Annotated in this window: 17 protein-coding genes; 11 read left to right on the forward strand and 6 right to left on the reverse strand. The window is 70.1% G+C overall.

Translation table 11 applies throughout. From position 1 onward, the window contains the following. Window positions 1–89: 89 nt before the first annotated feature. Window positions 90–740 (forward strand): nitroreductase family protein, encoded by a 651-nt coding sequence (locus ACQEXA_RS56790; RefSeq protein ID WP_433134235.1) that lies wholly within the window; start codon window positions 90–92, stop codon window positions 738–740. 123 nt (window positions 741–863) lie between these two features. After that, window positions 864–1,277 (forward strand): MmcQ/YjbR family DNA-binding protein, encoded by a 414-nt coding sequence (locus ACQEXA_RS56795; protein ID WP_432920335.1) that lies wholly within the window; start codon window positions 864–866, stop codon window positions 1,275–1,277. Here ACQEXA_RS56795 and ACQEXA_RS56800 read toward each other — a convergent pair. Next, window positions 1,222–1,377, reverse strand: coding sequence for a hypothetical protein (locus ACQEXA_RS56800; RefSeq protein ID WP_432940020.1), 156 nt, complete (start codon window positions 1,375–1,377; stop codon window positions 1,222–1,224). The two genes, ACQEXA_RS56795 and ACQEXA_RS56800, sit on opposite strands and share 56 nt — an antisense overlap. Between ACQEXA_RS56800 and ACQEXA_RS56805 the strand changes: the two genes are divergently transcribed. Next, on the forward strand, window positions 1,355–2,602 hold the full coding sequence (locus ACQEXA_RS56805; RefSeq protein WP_432920333.1) for a multidrug effflux MFS transporter: 1,248 nt from the start codon (window positions 1,355–1,357) through the stop codon (window positions 2,600–2,602). The two genes, ACQEXA_RS56800 and ACQEXA_RS56805, sit on opposite strands and share 23 nt — an antisense overlap. Window positions 2,603–2,853: 251 nt before the next feature. Here the strand turns inward: ACQEXA_RS56805 and ACQEXA_RS56810 are convergent, their stop codons facing one another. Further along, the gene (locus ACQEXA_RS56810) at window positions 2,854–3,588 is read right to left on the reverse strand and encodes a hypothetical protein (protein ID WP_433134237.1); all 735 of its coding nucleotides are present in this window, start codon (window positions 3,586–3,588) and stop codon (window positions 2,854–2,856) included. A gap of 139 nt (window positions 3,589–3,727) precedes the next feature. Here ACQEXA_RS56810 and ACQEXA_RS56815 point away from each other — a divergent pair, with 139 nt between their 5' ends. The 6 genes from ACQEXA_RS56815 to ACQEXA_RS56840 all read left to right on the forward strand — a co-directional run bounded on the left by ACQEXA_RS56815 (window position 3,728) and on the right by ACQEXA_RS56840 (window position 7,811). Beyond that, window positions 3,728–4,189 (forward strand): hypothetical protein, encoded by a 462-nt coding sequence (locus ACQEXA_RS56815; protein ID WP_432920329.1) that lies wholly within the window; start codon window positions 3,728–3,730, stop codon window positions 4,187–4,189. Window positions 4,190–4,580: 391 nt separating this feature from the next. Then, window positions 4,581–5,450: a hypothetical protein gene (locus ACQEXA_RS56820; protein WP_433134239.1), complete on the forward strand. Its 870-nt coding sequence runs from the start codon at window positions 4,581–4,583 to the stop codon at window positions 5,448–5,450. 216 nt (window positions 5,451–5,666) lie between these two features. Continuing rightward, window positions 5,667–5,936 carry a hypothetical protein gene (locus tag ACQEXA_RS56825; RefSeq protein WP_432920325.1) on the forward strand — a complete coding sequence of 90 codons (270 nt, stop codon included), beginning with the start codon at window positions 5,667–5,669 and terminating at the stop codon, window positions 5,934–5,936. 308 nt (window positions 5,937–6,244) lie between these two features. Beyond that, the gene (locus tag ACQEXA_RS56830; protein ID WP_433134241.1) at window positions 6,245–6,520 is read left to right on the forward strand and encodes a hypothetical protein; all 276 of its coding nucleotides are present in this window, start codon (window positions 6,245–6,247) and stop codon (window positions 6,518–6,520) included. Window positions 6,521–6,714: 194 nt separating this feature from the next. Further along, complete coding sequence (locus tag ACQEXA_RS56835; protein WP_432920322.1) at window positions 6,715–7,104, forward strand: hypothetical protein; 390 nt, start codon at window positions 6,715–6,717, stop codon at window positions 7,102–7,104. A 428-nt stretch (window positions 7,105–7,532) separates the two neighbouring features. Further along, on the forward strand, window positions 7,533–7,811 hold the full coding sequence (locus tag ACQEXA_RS56840) for a hypothetical protein (RefSeq protein ID WP_432920321.1): 279 nt from the start codon (window positions 7,533–7,535) through the stop codon (window positions 7,809–7,811). A gap of 24 nt (window positions 7,812–7,835) precedes the next feature. On the opposite strand, the gene ACQEXA_RS56845 is transcribed toward ACQEXA_RS56840, so the two are convergent. Both ACQEXA_RS56845 and ACQEXA_RS56850 read right to left on the reverse strand, forming a co-directional pair. Further along, window positions 7,836–8,555 (reverse strand): IS6 family transposase, encoded by a 720-nt coding sequence (locus tag ACQEXA_RS56845; RefSeq protein WP_432920319.1) that lies wholly within the window; start codon window positions 8,553–8,555, stop codon window positions 7,836–7,838. A gap of 397 nt (window positions 8,556–8,952) precedes the next feature. Beyond that, window positions 8,953–12,912, reverse strand: coding sequence for a S8 family serine peptidase (locus tag ACQEXA_RS56850; RefSeq protein ID WP_433134243.1), 3,960 nt, complete (start codon window positions 12,910–12,912; stop codon window positions 8,953–8,955). Between the two features lie 721 nt (window positions 12,913–13,633). On the opposite strand from ACQEXA_RS56850, the gene ACQEXA_RS56855 reads away from it, so the two are divergent. Together ACQEXA_RS56855 and ACQEXA_RS56860 are read left to right on the forward strand one after the other, a co-directional pair. Further along, entirely contained in the window at window positions 13,634–14,437 is an 804-nt protein-coding gene (locus ACQEXA_RS56855) for a hypothetical protein (protein ID WP_433134245.1), read from the forward strand. A gap of 167 nt (window positions 14,438–14,604) precedes the next feature. Continuing rightward, entirely contained in the window at window positions 14,605–15,972 is a 1,368-nt protein-coding gene (locus ACQEXA_RS56860; RefSeq protein WP_433134247.1) for a Fic family protein, read from the forward strand. 398 nt (window positions 15,973–16,370) lie between these two features. Here the strand turns inward: ACQEXA_RS56860 and ACQEXA_RS56865 are convergent, their stop codons facing one another. Both ACQEXA_RS56865 and ACQEXA_RS56870 read right to left on the reverse strand, forming a co-directional pair. Continuing rightward, window positions 16,371–16,799 (reverse strand): hypothetical protein, encoded by a 429-nt coding sequence (locus tag ACQEXA_RS56865; protein ID WP_432920285.1) that lies wholly within the window; start codon window positions 16,797–16,799, stop codon window positions 16,371–16,373. Window positions 16,800–16,992: 193 nt separating this feature from the next. Continuing rightward, a complete protein-coding gene (locus ACQEXA_RS56870) occupies window positions 16,993–17,193 on the reverse strand; it encodes a hypothetical protein (RefSeq protein ID WP_432920287.1) in 201 nt (66 codons plus the stop codon). Between the last annotated feature and the right edge of the window lie 374 nt (window positions 17,194–17,567).

The following is a 17,567-nucleotide window of genomic DNA, read 5'->3' on the forward strand; positions in this document are numbered from 1 at the left end:
CAGCGACGCTCACCACGTACTGACGTGACTCCAACGCCCAGAAACCACCTCCCGACCCGATCTCTTCGAACACGAAACGAAAACCAGGCATGGATCTCAACAATCTGATCACCAAGCACCTCACCCGCTACTTCGACCCGAACAAGAAGATCCCCGAGGAGACCTTCCAGCTCCTGCTGCGCTACCTGCGCACCTCGCCGACGACGATCAACATCCAGCCGAACCACTTCCATGTGCTGGAGACGCAGGCCGGCAAGGACAAGCTTGCGGACGCTCTCGTCGGCCGCTTCGCGGACAACCAGGAGAAGGTGCGCAACGCCTCGCACGCGATCGTCTTCACGACCCGCAAGACGATTCCCGACGAGCACTTGCAGGAGATCTTCGCGAAAGAGCGCGCGGACCATCGCTTCGCGGACCCGGAGATCCAAAAGGGATGGGAGGCTGGAGCGTCCCACTTCGTGGAGATCCAGTCGAAGAACTATGACGGCGACGTGCTCCACTGGCTGGAGAAGAACACCTACCTCGTGGTCGGCGCGACCATGATGGCCGCCGCTTCTCTCGGAGTCGACGCCACCCCGATGGAAGGGTTCGACCGCGCCGCGATCGACAAAGCGTTCGGCCTCACCGACACCGACTTCACCACAACGCTGATCATGGCGCTCGGCTACCCCGACGAGACGCGCGTCTCTCACCAGCCGGTCTCGCGCCTCGACGCCGAGAAGATCTTCACCCACATGTGACGAACTGAGCGGGTGCGCGATCGGCGCGCCTGCTCGGTTCTGCGCAACTCGACTGTCCGGCGCCCGCACCCCTCCTCGACGGACGCTGGGCAGTCGACCTCTACCGACCTCGAGGAGGCCAAGATGCACGCAGACAGGACAGTCCAAAACCGCGCGGCCGCGTGCGCCGCAGAGCTCCCGGGTTCAGAGCACACGCACCAGTTCACCGGCGACTGGGAGGTGTGGAAAGTCGGTGGCAAGGTGTTCATGCTGCAGACATCGATGCCTGGGGAGCCGGTCGTGATCCTCAAGGCCGATCCCTCAGACGCGGAGGCGCTCCGCGCGTCGCACACGAGCATCTCTCGCGGCTACCACATGAACAAGAAGCACTGGATCACCGTCAGACCTGGTGCGGATATCGAGCAGGCGTTGGTGGACGCCTGCTCAGCCGCCGCGAGGACGCTGAGTCCGCCGCCGCCATGCTGGCCACCTGGTCCAGCCGCTACTTGCCCACGAACCCCGCCCCGGCGCCGAAGCCGAGGCTGGTGCCAACCTTGATCCACCAAAGACGGGCGCCCTCAAGGTCCAGATCGACGCCGCCCACCGCCAGCACCGACCGCGAGGAACCGACCGCCGTGAACTCCGTGGAATCCGCCACGCTCGAGCAGAGAACCGCCACCACCGACCGCACCGGCCGGCAGGGCCGGCTGCGTCTGCTGTTGATCCTCGGCGCGCTCGCCTCGTTCGCGCCGCTCAGCCTGGACATGTACCTCCCCGGCCTGCCGCGGCTCGCCGGGGACTTCCACGTCTCGGACTCCGCCGTACAACTAACCCTGACGAGCTGTCTGATCGGACTCTCCCTCGGCCAGTTGCTGGCCGGTCCGCTCGCGGACAAGTGGGGGCGGCGGCGCCCGCTGCTCGTCGGGCTGGCCACCTACGCCGCAGCGTCCGTGCTGTGCGCGCTGACGCCGTCGATCACGGCGCTGACCGCACTGCGGCTGGTCCAGGGCCTCGCGGGTGGCGCCGGGATCGTCATATCCCGCGCAATCGTCTCCGACCTGTTCCAGGGCGTCGCCGCCGCACGGTTCCTCTCACTGCTCCTGCTCGTCAACGGCGCGGCCCCGATCCTCGCGCCGCTCTTCGGCGGCCAACTGCTGCGGATCACCGACTGGCGCGGCGTCTTCGTCGCCCTCTCCCTGATTGGCTGCGCACTCACGGCCGCGACGGCGCTCGGGCTGCGCGAGACCCTGCCGGCGGCGGAACGCCGCCCCGGCGGCCTGTCCAACACGCTGCGCGGCATGGGCACGCTGCTGCGCGACCGCGCCTTCGTCGGCTACGCCCTGAGCGGCGGCTTCGCGATGGCGGCGATGTTCGCGTACATCTCCGGCTCGTCCTTCGTGCTGCAGAGCGTCTACGGGCTCAGCGCGCAGACCTTCTCGCTCGTCTTCGGCACCAACGCGCTCGGCATCGTGGCGCTGGGCCTGCTCAACTCCGCGCTACTGCACCGCTTCTCCATCGAGACCCTGCTCTGTGCGGGCCTGGCCCTCAGCGCGATGGGCGGCCTAGGCCTGATCGCCTCCGTCCACATCGGCCTCGGCCTCGACGGCGTGCTGGCCAGCCTCTTCCTCCTGGTCTCCAGCATCGGCCTGATCGGCCCCAACGGCACCGCCCGCGCCATGGACGGCCACACCGGCCGCCGCGGCTCGGCCAGCGCCCTCGTCGGCCTCCTCCAATACGGCACGGGCGGCCTCGCCGCGCCCCTCGTCGGCCTCGGCGGCAGCGGCACGGCCCTACCGATGGCGGTCGTGGCATCGGCGTTCGCGGTAGGCGGGGTACTGACCTACGCCCTGCTGGTGCCGCAGCGCCGGGCCCGAACGCAGTGACCGCCAGTAACGACCTCGGGGGAAATTGAGATCTGGGCGTGCCGGCCTGGCGGTTCGGCTGGTGGGTGATCAGTAGACGGTGTCGCGGACGAGGACGAGCTCGGTGCTCGTCTGTCGGCGGGGGCCCGCCGGGCGGATCGGTCAGAGACGAGACCGGCGATCGCGAGGTGGGTCTCGGTGTAGGTGTCGCGCCGTCGGCCTGGTCCTCAAGGCCGAGGACCTGGCCGACGCCGACCAGATCGCGCAGCAGATCAGCCTGGACCGCGCCCGTGAAGCACGTCTCGTCTGGTCGCCGTTGCCCCTCCCGCCAGCGCCCGCTCCACAGCCTCACGGTGATCACGCAGGCCGGGGGAGCGGTCCATGAGCACTCGGTCCAACGCCGCCGCACGCGCCTGCACCTTACCGGTCCGCTGCTGTGCCTCGGCCTTCATCTGCTCGACCTGCCCCTGCTTGGCACGCCGCGCCGCCTGCTGCACCTGCCGCGCCTGCTCCTTCCTCTTCTGCTCGGCCTCCCTCTCCCGCGCCGCCTGCCGACGGGCCAGATCCCGCTCGACCTGCTCCACCTTCCGCTTGCGCTCCGCCTCCTGACGCTTCTTCTCCTGCTGCGCCGCCGTCCACCGCTGCGCCTGCTCCCGCTCCTGCTTGGCCGCTTCCCTCTCCTTGCGCAGGCGCTCTTGTTCCGCGGCCCGGGCCCGGCGGGCCACTTCCTGCTGCAGCCGTTTTTCGGCTCTGCGGCCGTAAATGTCTCTCCCGGCCCAGGTGAGTTCCGAGCCGTCCGCGAAGAGGTATCCGGCGTAGCTTCCTCCCCCGTCGCCGCGCCCCTCGCAGGCAATGCCGTCGGCGGCCAGGCGCAGGAACACGGAGTGTGCCACGGTCTGGGTATTTGCGATCTCGTTCCTCTTGTCGACAGGCGTGGTCCAGCATTCGCGACCGCTGTAGCGGAACAGTTCACTGCCGGTTGTGCCGTCGTATGAGCCTGGATCCACCGCGTGAACTCTGATCCTCGGTGTCTGGCGGGTTCAGGGTGAATTTTGGCTCTCCTGTCGCTTATCCGACAGGGGTGGCTACCGGCACAAGCCCCGCCCCGGCGACACATCACCCGACGGCGCCGCCTGGTTCGCGCTCATGCACCAGGTCCTCAACGCCATGGCGGCCGCCGACTGGCACCAGACGTCCGGCGTGATCCACGACTGCGCCCAGTACGCCGCACCCGACGGCGTGACCCTCCCGGAACGCCCGACTCCCGTCCTTGGCTGCGACCCCGAGGAAGACGGCTTCGTCCACCAGATCGCACGCATCCTGCGCACCCACGGCTACATGCCGCTGGCCGCCTTCACCGCACTGGAGGGCCCGGCCTGGGGATTCCACGCGAGCAGCGCATCCCTCGCCTCCGACCACGTGATGGTCACCTACTGCCACCAGCGGCCCGCCCTCGTGGACGCCCCCTACCACCAAGACGAGCTCCCGAAGGTCTACGCCATGCTCGCCGTCTTCCAGCGCGCCCTCAGCCACGAGGGCATGACGTTCACCACCACCGACGACCCCACCACGCTGTGGGTACGCCGACCCGCCCGCCACCAGTACTGACCGTCCACGGCCGGACGGTACGCGTCCCCCTGTACATGCGGGGCCTGGCCGTCCGGGCGTTGCTGCACCGGATGTAACCGCACCCTGCACGCATGGCCCGCACCCTGCACGGTGCGGGGCCGCCGCCATGCCCGGACCCTCCGCACGCCGACCCGACCCGGTCGTTGACCGGCATATGCCGGGCAACCGGCGCGGGTTGCGGTGGTAGCCCGGTATCCGGCCACAGTTTTTTCCTGCCGGGCCGCGGTTTTGATGCGGCTCCCCCTCCCTTCGCCGCTCCCGTGGCCCGGCACCCCGCCCCCGGCCAGAACGCCGCCCCGGACCCCGCACGCGCGGCCCGTTCCGGCTCGACCGGCCACCGGCCTCGTCTCTTGCTTGGAGGACCCGACTCATGACCACCACCACCACCCCCACCGCCGCCGCCGTCGCGATCGGCGAGAGCACGACCGGCGCGGCCGGTCCGGCCGATCTTCGGCTGCTGATCACTGCTGGGCAGGCTGCGGTGCGTGCCGCTGAACAGCACGGCAGCCGCGACACGCTCACTGCCGTGGACGCCGCGCTGCGCGCCCTGCCGGTCACCGATCTGGACGAGAACGCCTACCAGATCCTCCACCTGGCGCTGCAGGCCACTGGGAAAGCCGCGAGAGCCACCGAGTGGGCGCTGCTGACCGACGTCGAGCAGACCGTGTCACCGCTGGTGAACCCCGGGGGACACGTCTTCAGCGACCATCCGGCCGTCATGGCGATGAGCCGTCTCATCGCCGCCTGCACCTCCCGGCAGACCGTCTACGCCCTGCCCGGCTGCCCGAACGGCGCCATCGTTGCTGCGGCCTGGCAGCGCGCCGCCCGCAAGGGCGCCTACGCGCTCGGCAAGCTGACCGCCGTCCTGCAGGGCATCCTCTTCCCCCGGCAGATGGACGACGCCATGGCCGACTTCCGCACCGCCGTACGGCGCGCGATCCCGTATGAGGCCCTCTACGAGACGCGGCGCGCCCTGGTCGAAGCCGCCCGCGCCTACGGGCTGTTCGTCGTCGGGATGCGCCAGCCCATGCCGGGCCACAGCGCGGGGGAGTGGGCGCGCCGTCTGGGGCAGGCGACCTACCTGTTCGAGGTCCTCGCACCCCAGCTGGGACAGCCGCACGGCTGCGTGGCCGTCCAGCGGATCAGCGAGGACGGCACCGCCGACCCGGTCCGGCACATCCCGCTCGGCACCGACCTCAAGCGGCGCCGCGCCGTCCACGAGATCCGCCACCGCATCTGACCCCACCCGCCCGGCCGCCCGAGCCCGTCGAACCGGCCCGCACCCGCACGGTGCGGGCCGTCACGCGTTCCCCCCACGCCCATGCCACCGCGGCCGGCGGGTTGCGGCGGTAGCCCGCTGCCGGGTCAGGGTCGTTGCCGCCGGAACGGCAAGCCGCTGTGACGACTTCCGTCCAAGACTGCGGCCCCTCACACCTCAAGGAGGCCCCCTGTGCCCATGAGCCTTGCCGAATTCAAACGCCGCGCAGCCCAGTGCGAGACCTTCGATGTGGAGCATCACCGGTTCCCTGACCGGTCTGGCCCCCGCCGGGTGGACAGCATCAGCTCTTCGCGGATCCGAGCGACGCGGCCAGGCGCAGAGCGCCAGGAAACAAACACGGCGTGGCCCAAGGCGAGCCTGTGCCGTATCGAGGGCAATCGGATCACGTTCCTGCACGACGGCGACGCCTCCGACTTCTTCACCTACGTCTTCCCCTTCCAGGCATGACCGTTCAGGTAGCAGCTGCGCGCATCGGGCGCCGCGCCGTCCTCGAGATCCGCCACCGCATCTGACCCGACCACACCCGCCCGGCCGCCCGAGCCCGCTGAACCGGCCCGCACCTACACGGTGCGGGCCGTCGCGCGTTCCACCCGCACGTCCGCGCCGCCCCGGCCGGCGGGGTTGTGGTGCTTACCCCGGCCCGAGCCACCGTCGCTTCCACCGGGCTGCGCCCCGCGACAAGCCCCTTCTCTCCCGCGTGGTGCGTGCGGCCCGGCGTCCCTCCCGAACACCGTGTTTCATGGAAGGAGCCAGCCATGGCTCAGGCACTGTGGCGGCGCGCGCACCTCGACGAGTTCACCCTCCGCCAGGCCCGCCGGTCCCTGGCCTACGCCCGCTACTGGCGGGAAGAGGCATCCGCGCCCCTCACCTACATCACACCGCGCCGATCCCTGGCGGAGGCGCGTCTCGCGCTTGTTGATGCTCGGCGGCTGCGCCGCCAACTGGTCGCCCTACGCGCTCACACCACCGGCTACCTGACCCGCGAGCAGTGGGCGGCCATCCAAGCCAACGCTGCCGCCGCCACTGCCTGACCCGCCAGCCGGCGGCCCCTGACGCACGGCCAGACCACCTACCGGTCCCGCTGAACCGGCCCGCACCTACGCGGTGCGGGCCGTCGCGTGTTCCACCCCCAGGCCACCGCGCCGTCCCGGGCGGGTTGCGGCGGTAGCCCGCTGCCCGGTCACGGTCCGGCCACCAACCCCGCCGAGCAAAGGAGTACCGGCTCATGGCTGACCGTGACCTTGCCGCACGCATCCTCCAGCAGATCACCGACTACCCCGAGCAGCACGACCAGGCGCAGTGGCTCGAGGGCATCGACCGCCTCAGCCCCGACCAGCCTCTCCCTTGCGGGACGACACTGTGTGTCGCCGGACACGCCGCCCACCTGCGCGGCTACACCCTCAGCAACGAGCTCCGTGGCACCCTGGCGTTGAAGGAGGGCGCCGAGACCCTCCCCGTCGAGGCCGTGGCCCGACGCGAACTCGGCCTTACCTCCCGCGACGCCGCGCACCTCTTCAACCCCGTTCTCGAGCCGCCCGAGGTTCGGGCCGCCCTGCGACAACTCGCTGACGGAGCCGACACCGTCAACTGGGCCGCCGTCCACGCCAGCGACTGATCCGAGCCCCCGCCTTGTGAGCGAGCCTGCCCCTGCCGCTGACTTCTTCGGCCGGGCAGGCCCGCCGCGTTTCCGCCGTGGTCCCGCACGGCGCCGACGCCGGGTCAGGGGTGGTGGTGCCGGGCCGCACTCGCGCAGCACCGTTCTGCGCCGACACGGCCGTCACCTGACGCACGGCCAGGCCACCCACCGGTCCCGCTGAACCGGCCTGCACCCCGCGGTGCGGGCCGTCGCGCGTTCCACTCCCACGCCACCGCGACGCGGCCGCGTCGCCGCCGCGGCGGGCGGGTTGCGGCGGTAGCCCGCTGCCCGGTCACGGTCCCTGCCACCAACCCCGCCGAGCAAAGGAGTACCGGCTCATGGCTGACCGTGACCTGGCCGCACGTGTCCTCGAGTAGATCGCCGACCACCCCGAGCACCACGACCAGATGCTGTGGCTCGCCGGAACCGACCGCCTCAGCCCCCATCAACCCCTCACCTGCGGTGTCACCTTGTGCGTCGGCGCGTACGCTGCCCGCCTGCGGGGCTACACCCTCAGCGTCGAGGACCTTGGCACCGTGGCGTTCAAGGACGACACGGAGGCCCTCCCTCTCGAGACCGTGGCCCGACGCGAGCTCGGCCTGACCATCGTGGACGCCGCGTACCTCTTCGACTGGCGTTGTCACGTTGATGGGTGCGTGGGTGTCTGGCGATGTGGCGGGGCGTGATGGGGTCGTGCTCCGGGCCGGTGCTCAGGCCGTGGTGGGCCGGCCAGTGGCGCCGGTGATCTGGTCCCAAATAGCGAAGCGGACGGTCATCTCGAGGCGGTGTGCGGTGGCGGTCATCAGGTGGCGGCGCGGCCGGAAGTGGGGTGAGATGCCGCTGAACGCGGCCAGGAACCGCTGCGCTCCACCAACGCTGCGGAAGCCTTTCATCGCCCGTTCGCGCTGGCGGGTGGGCTGGTGGCTGTTCTCGGCCCGGTTGTTCAGGCCCTTGTGCGAGCGGTGCTCAACCGACGGCATCACCTCGCGGTGGGCCGCGCCGTAGGAACGCAGCTTGTCCGTGACGACCACCCGCGGCACCGCCCGGGTCTTCTTCATCAGACGGCGGAAGAACCGCCTGGCCGCGGCCATGTCCCGCCGGGACTGAACGAGGATGTCGAGGACGTTGCCGTCCTGGTCGACGGCCCGCCACAGGTACTTCCGCACCCCGTTGATCTTGATGAACACCTCGTCCAGATGCCACTTGTCACCGGGCCGGGGACGGCGGCGGCGCAGCCCGTCGGCGTAAGCCTGGCCGAACTTCAGACACCACCGCCGGACGGTCTCGTGAGAGACGATCACGCCGCGCTGGAGCATCAGTTCCTCGACCTCGCGGTAGGACAGCGGGAAGCGGAAGTACAGCCACACGCAGTGGGAGATCACCTCGACCGGATACCGGTGACCCCTGTACGACGGCGACGCATCCCCCACGAACAACCCCCTCCACCATGATCAACACGAAGATCATCCCACCCAGTCAGCCAACGTGACAGCGCCCCGCGGCGTGCTGCCGGCCGCGTCGGGCGAGATCGTGCACCAAGGCGAGGACCTCGGGCGGTGGGTCAGGGCTAAGAAGGGTTCCCGTGGGCCTAGTGCTGCGCGTCAGTGCAGCCCCGGTGCTTCCGTCCCGTGGGACGGGCGGATCAAGTGCAGGTGGGGCACGCATGTCCCGCGGTGCGGGCTGCCTGGGTTCCGCGGACCTGGGTGATTGTGGCAGCGGCGACCGACGCGGCCGTGCGGGAGGGTTAACAAATGCGTGAAGTGCCGGCCGGGGCGAGGAACGGGCTGCCGTTCCTCGCCCCGGTACCTGCCGGTGGTCAGCTCACCATCAGTAGGAGAACTGCTGGATCTCCTGGCGGTTGATGCCGATCGTGTATCCCGTGCGGGTGGTGGGGTCCAGCTGGATGGACTGTCCGTCCTGAGATTGCCGGGTCGCGCCGAGCGGGAAGGTCATCAGCGGGCTGCCGTCCGAGTACGCGTAGGTGCCGTTGACCGTCTCCACGTGCTCGCCGGTCTTGAGGTCCACGACGTCCATCTGCCCCATCCCGTTGTTGTCGAAGACCAGCATCGGAAGCCCGAAGAGGTGGAGGCCGTCGGGTCCGCCGAACTTCTCGAAGGCGAGGTCGCGCCCGCCGTCGACGGTGAGCTCGGAACCACTCCGGTCCTGGCGGACCAGCATCGAGTCGGGCTCACCACTGGGGTCGATCTTGGTGATCACGCTGGGGGCCGGCAGCCTGATGCTCCACCCCGTGTTCGACGCGTTGTAAGGGCTGCCCGCATCGTCGATCGCGAGGCCGTGACTGCACCGGGAGGTGACCCCGGCCAGCGTGGCGGTACCGGTGTCGAGGTCCATGCGAGGCGCGTTGACGGTGCCCGCACAGAACAGGATACCGGTGGGCAGCAGGACGACCGTGCCGTCCTTGGGGTCGATGGCCAGCTGTGACCACTGGAAGAGGGCGGCGCCCGGATCGGTGACTCCCGCGCCGGAGACCGGGATCGGAATCACCGGGGAGGGGGCACCCGTCGTCAGACTGACCGGCAGCAGAACGTCGGTGTTGTCGGACACCCGGTGGAGCAGGACGACGCCCCGGTTCCGGACGGGATCGACCTTGGCGTTCACGAAGGCGTACTCCGAGGCGGACACCGTCTGCTGGGCGACCATCGTCCGGTTCGCGGTGTCCCAGATCTGCAGGTCGACGTCGCCGTTCGGCCGGGCCCGGTGGGCCACAAGGGCCCGGTGGGTGGTGGCTGACGCCCCGATCACCGCATAGGTGGACCTCGGCGTGCTGTCAGTGGCCAGCGCGGGGCCGTAGGTGCCTGCTGCCGGATCGTACGGCCGCACCATGGACGTTCCGTCCTGGCCCAGCAGGGAGACCAGCGAGTCCTTGCCGGCGAAGGCGAAGTCGAGCACCCGCGCGCCGTCCGGAGCGAGACCGTCGTCGACCTCGAACTCCGCGGTCGGCGACGCCTGTCCGATGACCTGGTGGTCGCTGTTCAGGGCCAGCACGCGCACGTTGTACAGCTCGGAGGTGGGCAGCCCCAGCTTCAGGATGTCCAGGTCGGCCGTGCCCGACGTTCCGGACAGTGTCCGGTGGAGGGTGGACGGCGTGTTGATGCCGTCATTGTCCAGTTGCGAGCCATTGGGGTTGTCGAACGTGTTGTACCTGTTGCCACCCGTCGGCCCCGGCGCGGAGAACTCCACCTCGGCCGCGGCCGCCCCGTGGACGGCGCTGGTGTCGTACGTGAGACGGAACTTCGGGTGGGCGCGGTCGGTCGTGGCGAAGTGGCCGGGGACTCCGCTCGCGTCGGTGATCAGCGGCGCCACCGGGCGGTCCGCGGCACGGTCGGTGCCGATGCGGATCGGAGTGAACTCGGCGTAGACGTTGTTCGCGAGGTTCCCGGACCTCTGGACGATGCCGATGCCGTAGAGGCCGGCACCGCCGTGGAAGGCGCTGGCCGGAATGGTGAGGCTGCCGGAGGTGCCGGTCAGAGGCTGCGTCCAGGCCGGGTAGAAGATCGGTCCGAGTCCGGGGTTCCAGTGGCCCACGCCGGATACGGCGATGGCCGGGTTGGACATTCCGCTGACACCGGTCAGGTCGTAATGCACGGTGACCGAGTGTCCCAGCGGGGCGACCGCGGGCGCCGTCGGCCCGTGGGCTTCCGCATATGTGCCGTCGGAGGGACCGACGGTGATCGTACGGGCGGCACTCGCCACCACGTTGCCCTTGACCAGCACGTCGTAGCGCAGGTCGACGGTGCGGTCGCTCGTGGACACGACCGGCAGACCGGCCGCGGTGAGCAGTTGACGCGGCGTCACACGGATCGCCGGGGTGTCGGACGTCCACACGGTTGAGCCCACGGTCAGCCGGTACTGGGCGTCCGTGTCGCTGGGCAGGCCCGTGACGTCGCCCGCGAAGGTGACCGGACCCACCAGACCCTCTCCGTTGCCCCCGGAGGCAGCGTCACCGAGATCGATGCGGTTCGGGTCCGAGGTCTCCGTGAACATGCCGCCGAGACTGCCGCGGGTCACCCGGTGCGCGACCGACAGCCGCACCAGGGCGGGCTTGTCCTGGTACGCGGAGCCGAGAGCCGCCTGGGTGGCCGCGGTGACGTCGATCTGCGGTCCCACATGCAGGGTCTGGTCGATCTGCCGCGGGCTGGCGACGCGTCGCCCGGTGTGCTCCAGCAGGGTGCGGACATCGGCGGGCGTCAGGTGGTGTCCGGCCAGCTGGGACGCCTGCAGCACCACGGCCGCCGCTGCGGCGATCTCCGGTGCGGACGCGGACGTGCCGCCGTTGAGGCTCACATTCACGTCCGAGGGCCCGCCGGCGGGAGTGAACAGCGTCTGGACGGGGTGGACGAACGCGGGGATGTTGTCGCTGGGCGCGGAGAGGTCGACCCGGCTGCCGAAGCCGGACGAGAACGTGCCGAAGCCGCTGATGCGGGTCTCGGCCACGGTGGGGCTGCCCGCCGGGTCGGCGAGCGTGTCGTCCAGGGTGGTGCCGCCGGCCGCGATGGCGCCGGTGTCCGGATCCCGTGACGGCACCGACGAGAACGCGACGTCGTCGATGTTCGTGGCCGCGGCATCGTCGGCAGCCAGGTCGGTCGGTGTGCTGCCACCGTCCGGGCCCACCGCCGCCTTGGTGAACAGGCGGGTGCCGTCGTTGGAGGAGATGACCACCACGATGCCGTCTTGCTTGACGATGTGCTGGACCGTGGCGCGGACGACCGGGTCGTCCTCCAGGTAGCGCCCGGCGAAGCCCAGGGTGTCAGTGCCGATGCCGAGACTGGCGGTGATCACGTTGGGGCGGGGCGACTGGTTGGCCGCCGCCATGAGGGCCGAGGCTATCTGATCGGTCGTCGGGGTCTGCGGGACGACGAGACGGTACTTGGCACCAGGCGCGATGCCGAGCAGGTCGGTGTAGCCGCTCCCGACCCGGTCAGGCCGCTGCAGGTCGTGGGGCAGCGGGCTCATGACGCTGAAGTCCAGCAGGACCTCGTCCAACGCGGGGTCCTCACCCTGGACCGCGGCGGAGCCGCTGAGGCCGCCCTGCCCATCGGACACATAGGTCGGGATGAGCGGCATCGACGGCAGGTCGAGGTAGCGCTGACCATCCTGCAGGATGGTGGTGGCTCCGCTTCGGACAGCTGCCGGGTTGCTGTCGTTCACCATCGACTGGTCCACCAGGTCTCCGATGGAGACGTTGGTGATGATCTCGCCGTCCCCGGGCTCCTGCCCGAACTTGTCCTTGAGCGTCGCGAAAGCGCCCGTCGCGTCGACCCCGCCGGCGTTGAGCAGCGCCTGAGCGGAATCCGCCAGGCCGTAGTTGCTGGGAATCCCATCGGAGTCGGTGGTGGCACGTGCCGCATCCGACCGCGTCGCGTGAGCCTGCGCTGCCGCCGCCCGTGCGGCGGCCTTGACCACGGACGCGGGCAGCTGCTGGCCCGGCACGTCCAGCGTGTTGACGTAGCGGTCCGGTTCCGCGTACGCGACGCCGCGCGTCTTGCGCAGTTTCTTCGCCACCGCATCGGAGTCGCGGTCTGTCGTCTGGAGCACGTAGGTGCGCGACAGAGCGGAGGCCGCGGCCGGTTGGGAGGTAACGTTGTCGCGGAGCGCTGTCCCGGAAGTCTGGGACAGTGCCGGGACGGCGGCACGCATCGTCTTGGCGCCGACCGCGCGCAGCGCGGCGTTCACAGCCGCGTTGTCCGTCTGCGGAGTCACTGTCGACAGCCGGTGGCCGGTCAGCGGCTTCCCGGTGACCGACGTGCCCGCGGACAGGGTCACCACGACCTCGCCGGGTACCACGCCGCTGCGCTGTTTGGGCTGCTGAACCGAAAGCCCCTTGCCAAGTGGCGTCTTGGCAGGGGGTGTTACGGAGGTGGAAGGCCCGCTCGGGGCCGGAGCCGGAGAAGGGGACGCCAAGGCAGAGGCGGCCACCGCGGACGTCGAAGGGAGCATGGCAGCACTGGTGGCCATGACTGCGAGAACGACGGTACTGAGCCGTCTCCCCGGTCTATGGACACGATTCATGGAGGAACCTCCCGCAGGTCGAGCCAACGCACCGCAGAGCACCGCGGGGCCGCCCGAAAGACGTGGATCGCAAGGTTCCAGAAGAAAGGGCCCGGACGGCAAGATCTAGGTGGTGGCCAACTCGCGCCGCATGGCGGGAAGTCGACGCACGATCGGCGTAAGAATAAGAAGTCCTAACATACATGGCTCATTGGCCTTGGAATGCCGGTGTCCGTTGGGCTGTTGACCCGCACATGAGGAGGGGTCAGCAACTGACGTGGATCGTGTCGAATGAGCTGTGGGCGCGGATCGAGCCGCTGTTGCCCGTTGTGCGGCGCCGGCCCGATCACCCGGGCCGTAGTGCCGGGGTCTTGTGGCTGCCGTGGTCAGCGTGAGCGCGGCGACGAGTGGAACGGCGGCCGCCCTGCGGGCAGTCCTGTGCTGCATCGCGAGCCAGTGCGGGGGGCACGGGCGGGAGCAGGATTCATGGGGGCGGGCTGTGAGCAGACAGGACCGGGCGGATGCGGTGGACCGGGAGATGGCCAAGCGGCTGCTGCCCGATGAGGCTCTGCGGGCGCTGGTCCGGTGGTGGAGCAGGAACGCCGCACGGCTCCCCGACAAGACGCCCGGCGGGCATACGGTCCGCTATACGCCCAGCCGGTGGGCGCAGATCACGCCCTGGCCCTCGGCCCTGGCCTCGACTTCGGGCGACGGTGACGCCGCGGTGAGCCGAGCGCAGGTGACATCGATCGTCACGGACGCACTGCGGCGCGAGGCCTTCACAGAGGCCCTGGTGGCCACCTATGTGTGGGGCAAGGGCAAGGGCGGCTCCCCCGGCGGCAGCGGACCGGCCACGCTGCGAAGGATCCTGGCCGCCGACAGCCTGGAAGCGGCACTGGCCGGTGCGGTCACCGCACTGAACGAGCACAGCGCAACCGCGGCCTACGCGGCACTGCGCGGTCGCATTTCCTGGCTCGGGCCGTCCTTCTTCACCAAGTTCCTCTACTTCGCCGGCAAGACAGTCCCGCCGGCGAACGGCCCCCAACCGCTCGTCCTCGACCGCATCCTGGCCCACCGCATGCGGTCTCTGGCCTCAGCGGTCGGCCGGGAAACGGGTCACGACCCCGACGGCTCGATCGCCCGCTGGGTCTGGAGAGACCAGGACTGTTCACCCCACCGCTACCACGTCTACCTCTCATTCATGCACGCCGCCGCCCACCAGGCGGCGTCCACCGACGGCTGGCCGTCCGACGCCTCACCCGACCTGCTCGAATACGCACTGTTCAGCACCGCGTGGACATAAACACCCGGGTCCGGCACACCTGGCACATTGAAAGCCGCACCGGCCCGCTGCCCGCACGCGCATAGCCGTACGCCCAACCTACCTGATACGGCCTGGCAGGTGTGACGGCGCGGTTCGGTAATCGGGTTGAACCGGTGCCGGTGAGGAAAGAGACTTGCGCGGTGTTCATGGAGCTGTCCCCCCGCAATCTGACCTGGGACGAGGTGGACCCCGCCCGTCATCCGTTCGACAGCGAGGCGGCGGCGCGGGTGGTCAGATCGCTCGGGCCGGCCGGGCGGGTGCCCCGACGCCCCGACGTACCGCTGGGTGACCGGGCTGTGCACGACTGGGGCTGGGAGGAGGCCGCCCCCTGGTGCGACGCCATGACCTATGCCTTGGCCGAGCACTACGGCCGCTGGACCGCCGGCTGGCGGTGGGCACACGACGAAGGGGATTTCGACGGAGGGCCGGTCGGCAACTGGTGCTGCCCCCAGGACTCGGTCACCACCCCGGACGAGACCCTCGATCGGGTGACTGCGGCGCTGCGGGAGTGGCGGGAGTGGCTGGAGAGCCTGGCCGCCCGGTTCGAGGCCTATCCCCTGGACCTGGCCGGTATCGACGACCAGCGGATCCTGTGGGACCGCACCGCCCGCCACCTGATCCTGCACGTCACCGACCGCACCGGCTGCGGCAGCGGCTGGTACGGGCACTGCCATCAGGTACTCAGCTGGTTCCTCAACCGCTGGGGCGTCCCAGCCGACGACGCCGAGCACCTGGTTCAGCAGGCGATCGGCGGGCGGTTCGAGAGCTGGACCGGCCCCGACCCGGTGCTGGTCGAGGACATCTCCGAACAGCTCGCGGCCACCGTACGGCCGGACGCGGATGCCCGAGCCTGCGAGTCGCCACTGCCCGACCACCTGAAGCGCTGGCTCGCCGTGCGGGACGCCGTGCCGTGGCATGAGGCGGCCGACAGCACCGGGGACGCACCGGTGACACCAGTCCGTGACGGAATGGCGGAGGAGATCCGCACCTTCGACGCCATCCTGGATCCCGCCCGCGGACAGGGCCTGCTCACCGCCCTGGAGCTGATGCGGGCCGACGCCGCGCGCGGCGCCCGGCTGGACTTCGACCTGATCCAGCGCTGGCAAGAGCACGTCCTGGCCACGCCCGGGCCGCCGCCGTTGCGCAGCCTGCCCGCCTTCGCCAAGGGCGGCCGGGAACGCTACGGCATCGCCCCGGACACCCGCGCCCGCCTCGACGCCTGCCTCACCGAGAGCGCCAAGGACGCCGCCCGGCCTCTCCCGCTGACCGCCCGGGCCGCACGCGCCTTCCTCGACGTCTGCTTCTTCCACCCCTTCGACGACGGCAACGCCCGCTCCGCCCTCCTCACCCTCCTGTTCGTCCTCGCCCGCGAGAGCGTCGCACTCGACAGCGTGCGACTGCTACGCCGGATCTCCTTCCACGCCGACGACCCGCAAGACGCACTGATCCTCGCCCGGTACATCGACTTCCACCTGCGCGAAACCCGACGACGAACCACCGACCCGACCCCCTAGACGGGCGGCAACCTCGCTCGACTGTGGCCGCACCAGTCGAGGCAGCGCGCTTACACCAGCACGGCCGGAACGGCGTCCTCGGCCGTCCAGTCCCCGTCGAAAAGGGCGGCGAGTATCCGGCAATCGTGAAGCTGTGGGCGAAATACCGGTGACAGGCCAGGCTTGGCATACTCCGTGACACGAACAGGCGGCGGCGACGTGGCTGTCTTGGGTTGGCTGTGGCCGCGTCTTGAGGCCGGAGACGAGGGACGAGGCGGAGAAGGGGACCGTCGACGGACCGAGGAAGAGCAAGAGAAGATCCGCAGACGTGCGGCTGCCCTCCCCGGTCTTGAGGACGACGAGCAAGGTGACATGCCGCGTCCGACGCCGCACCGGTAGCGCGTGCCCGCTTTGCCTGGTCAAAGGACCCTACGTTCCTCGGTGTGTGCAGTGGCCACCGCTGCAGCGGCGATCACGCCATAGGCGAGATGGTCCGCCACTTGCGGCCACCGTGGCAGCGCGCGGATCCGGGCGGTACGCCTGCCCGGCACACTGAGGTCGAGCGCGGCGATAGCGAGTCCGGCGAGCGCGCCCCACGCGGTGGTCGCCCGCCGCGGCAGCACGGCCGCGAGCGCCACGCCCCAGCCGACGCTGAGCCCGAAGTGGACGGGGATAGCGGCAGCGAGCAGTCGCGCCGAGCGTGCTTCGTCCGGCAGCAGGAGCGATCCGGCCGCGCGGGTCGCCGCCAGCGGATCGCGCCGCGTAGCCAGGGCGTGCACCGTCGACGGCACGCCACTGAGCACACCCGCGACGATGCCCGCGCGCATCCCGGTTCTGAAGACGGTCATGCCCTTGGGCTAACACCGTGCGCGGCGCTCCGCAATGACATGCCGGTAGGTCACGCAGATCTACTTTTCCCCTGGGGACTGAGGTAGGAGTCCGGGACCTTGATCCCCGCGAGTTCGCGGAGACTGAAGAGTCTTCAACGCGAACCCGAGGGTGCGGTGTCCCGATTCTGGAGATGGCCCCGTGGGTCCGCGTTCAACCAGCAGGGTCTGCCTCGGCTGTCTGCTCCAACACGGCGCGTGCGAAGTCCGCATAGCGCATCGCGGTCTTCTCGTCGAGCCCGAACACCTCGGCGAGGTGAAGCGGGTCGGGCCCGCGGGTCAGGACCTCTTCGAGTTGCCGGTCGACGCGGAGCCGTGCCGGCGGTGCCGCCGCCTCCGGGCGGACATGCTCCACCGCCGCGGCAGGTGCGGTAGCAGCCGCCGGACAGCGTCGATGGCAAGACACCCTGACGAGCGAGAACACCGAGGCCAGCAGGCAAGCAGGCCAACGAGGCTTGAGCCTCTTCCGAGCTAGCCTGAGCTCGCACCGCCGCCCCTCCGAAACTGGAGTTGCGTGTCTTCATCGCTGGCGCCACCGGCGCTGTCGGCAGCCTGCTCGTCCCGATGATGGTTGCGGCCGGGCACGAGGTCACCGGAACTTCACGGTCCCTGGCCGGGATCGAGCGGATGAGAAGGCGCTGTCACGTTGGCTGACTGGGTGGGATGATCTTCGTGTTGATCATGGTGGAGGGGGTTGTTCGTGGGGGATGCGTCGCCGTCGTACAGGGG

Origin of the sequence: Streptomyces sp. CA-106110, assembly GCF_050936285.1 — a bacterium.
Taxonomy (GTDB): domain Bacteria; phylum Actinomycetota; class Actinomycetes; order Streptomycetales; family Streptomycetaceae; genus Streptomyces.

What these genes read in the sequence shown, in the direction of transcription:
- ACQEXA_RS56860 (WP_433134247.1), top strand. Translation starts at nt 14,605, where the DNA reads ATGGAGCTGTCCCCCCGCAATCTGACCTGGGACGAGGTGGACCCCGCC.
- ACQEXA_RS56790 (WP_433134235.1), top strand. Translation starts at nt 90, where the DNA reads ATGGATCTCAACAATCTGATCACCAAGCACCTCACCCGCTACTTCGAC.
- ACQEXA_RS56815 (WP_432920329.1), top strand. Translation starts at nt 3,728, where the DNA reads ATGCACCAGGTCCTCAACGCCATGGCGGCCGCCGACTGGCACCAGACG.
- ACQEXA_RS56825 (WP_432920325.1), top strand. Translation starts at nt 5,667, where the DNA reads ATGAGCCTTGCCGAATTCAAACGCCGCGCAGCCCAGTGCGAGACCTTC.
- ACQEXA_RS56835 (WP_432920322.1), top strand. Translation starts at nt 6,715, where the DNA reads ATGGCTGACCGTGACCTTGCCGCACGCATCCTCCAGCAGATCACCGAC.
- ACQEXA_RS56830 (WP_433134241.1), top strand. Translation starts at nt 6,245, where the DNA reads ATGGCTCAGGCACTGTGGCGGCGCGCGCACCTCGACGAGTTCACCCTC.
- ACQEXA_RS56865 (WP_432920285.1), bottom strand. Translation starts at nt 16,799, where the DNA reads ATGACCGTCTTCAGAACCGGGATGCGCGCGGGCATCGTCGCGGGTGTG.
- ACQEXA_RS56795 (WP_432920335.1), top strand. Translation starts at nt 864, where the DNA reads ATGCACGCAGACAGGACAGTCCAAAACCGCGCGGCCGCGTGCGCCGCA.
- ACQEXA_RS56840 (WP_432920321.1), top strand. Translation starts at nt 7,533, where the DNA reads ATGCTGTGGCTCGCCGGAACCGACCGCCTCAGCCCCCATCAACCCCTC.
- ACQEXA_RS56820 (WP_433134239.1), top strand. Translation starts at nt 4,581, where the DNA reads ATGACCACCACCACCACCCCCACCGCCGCCGCCGTCGCGATCGGCGAG.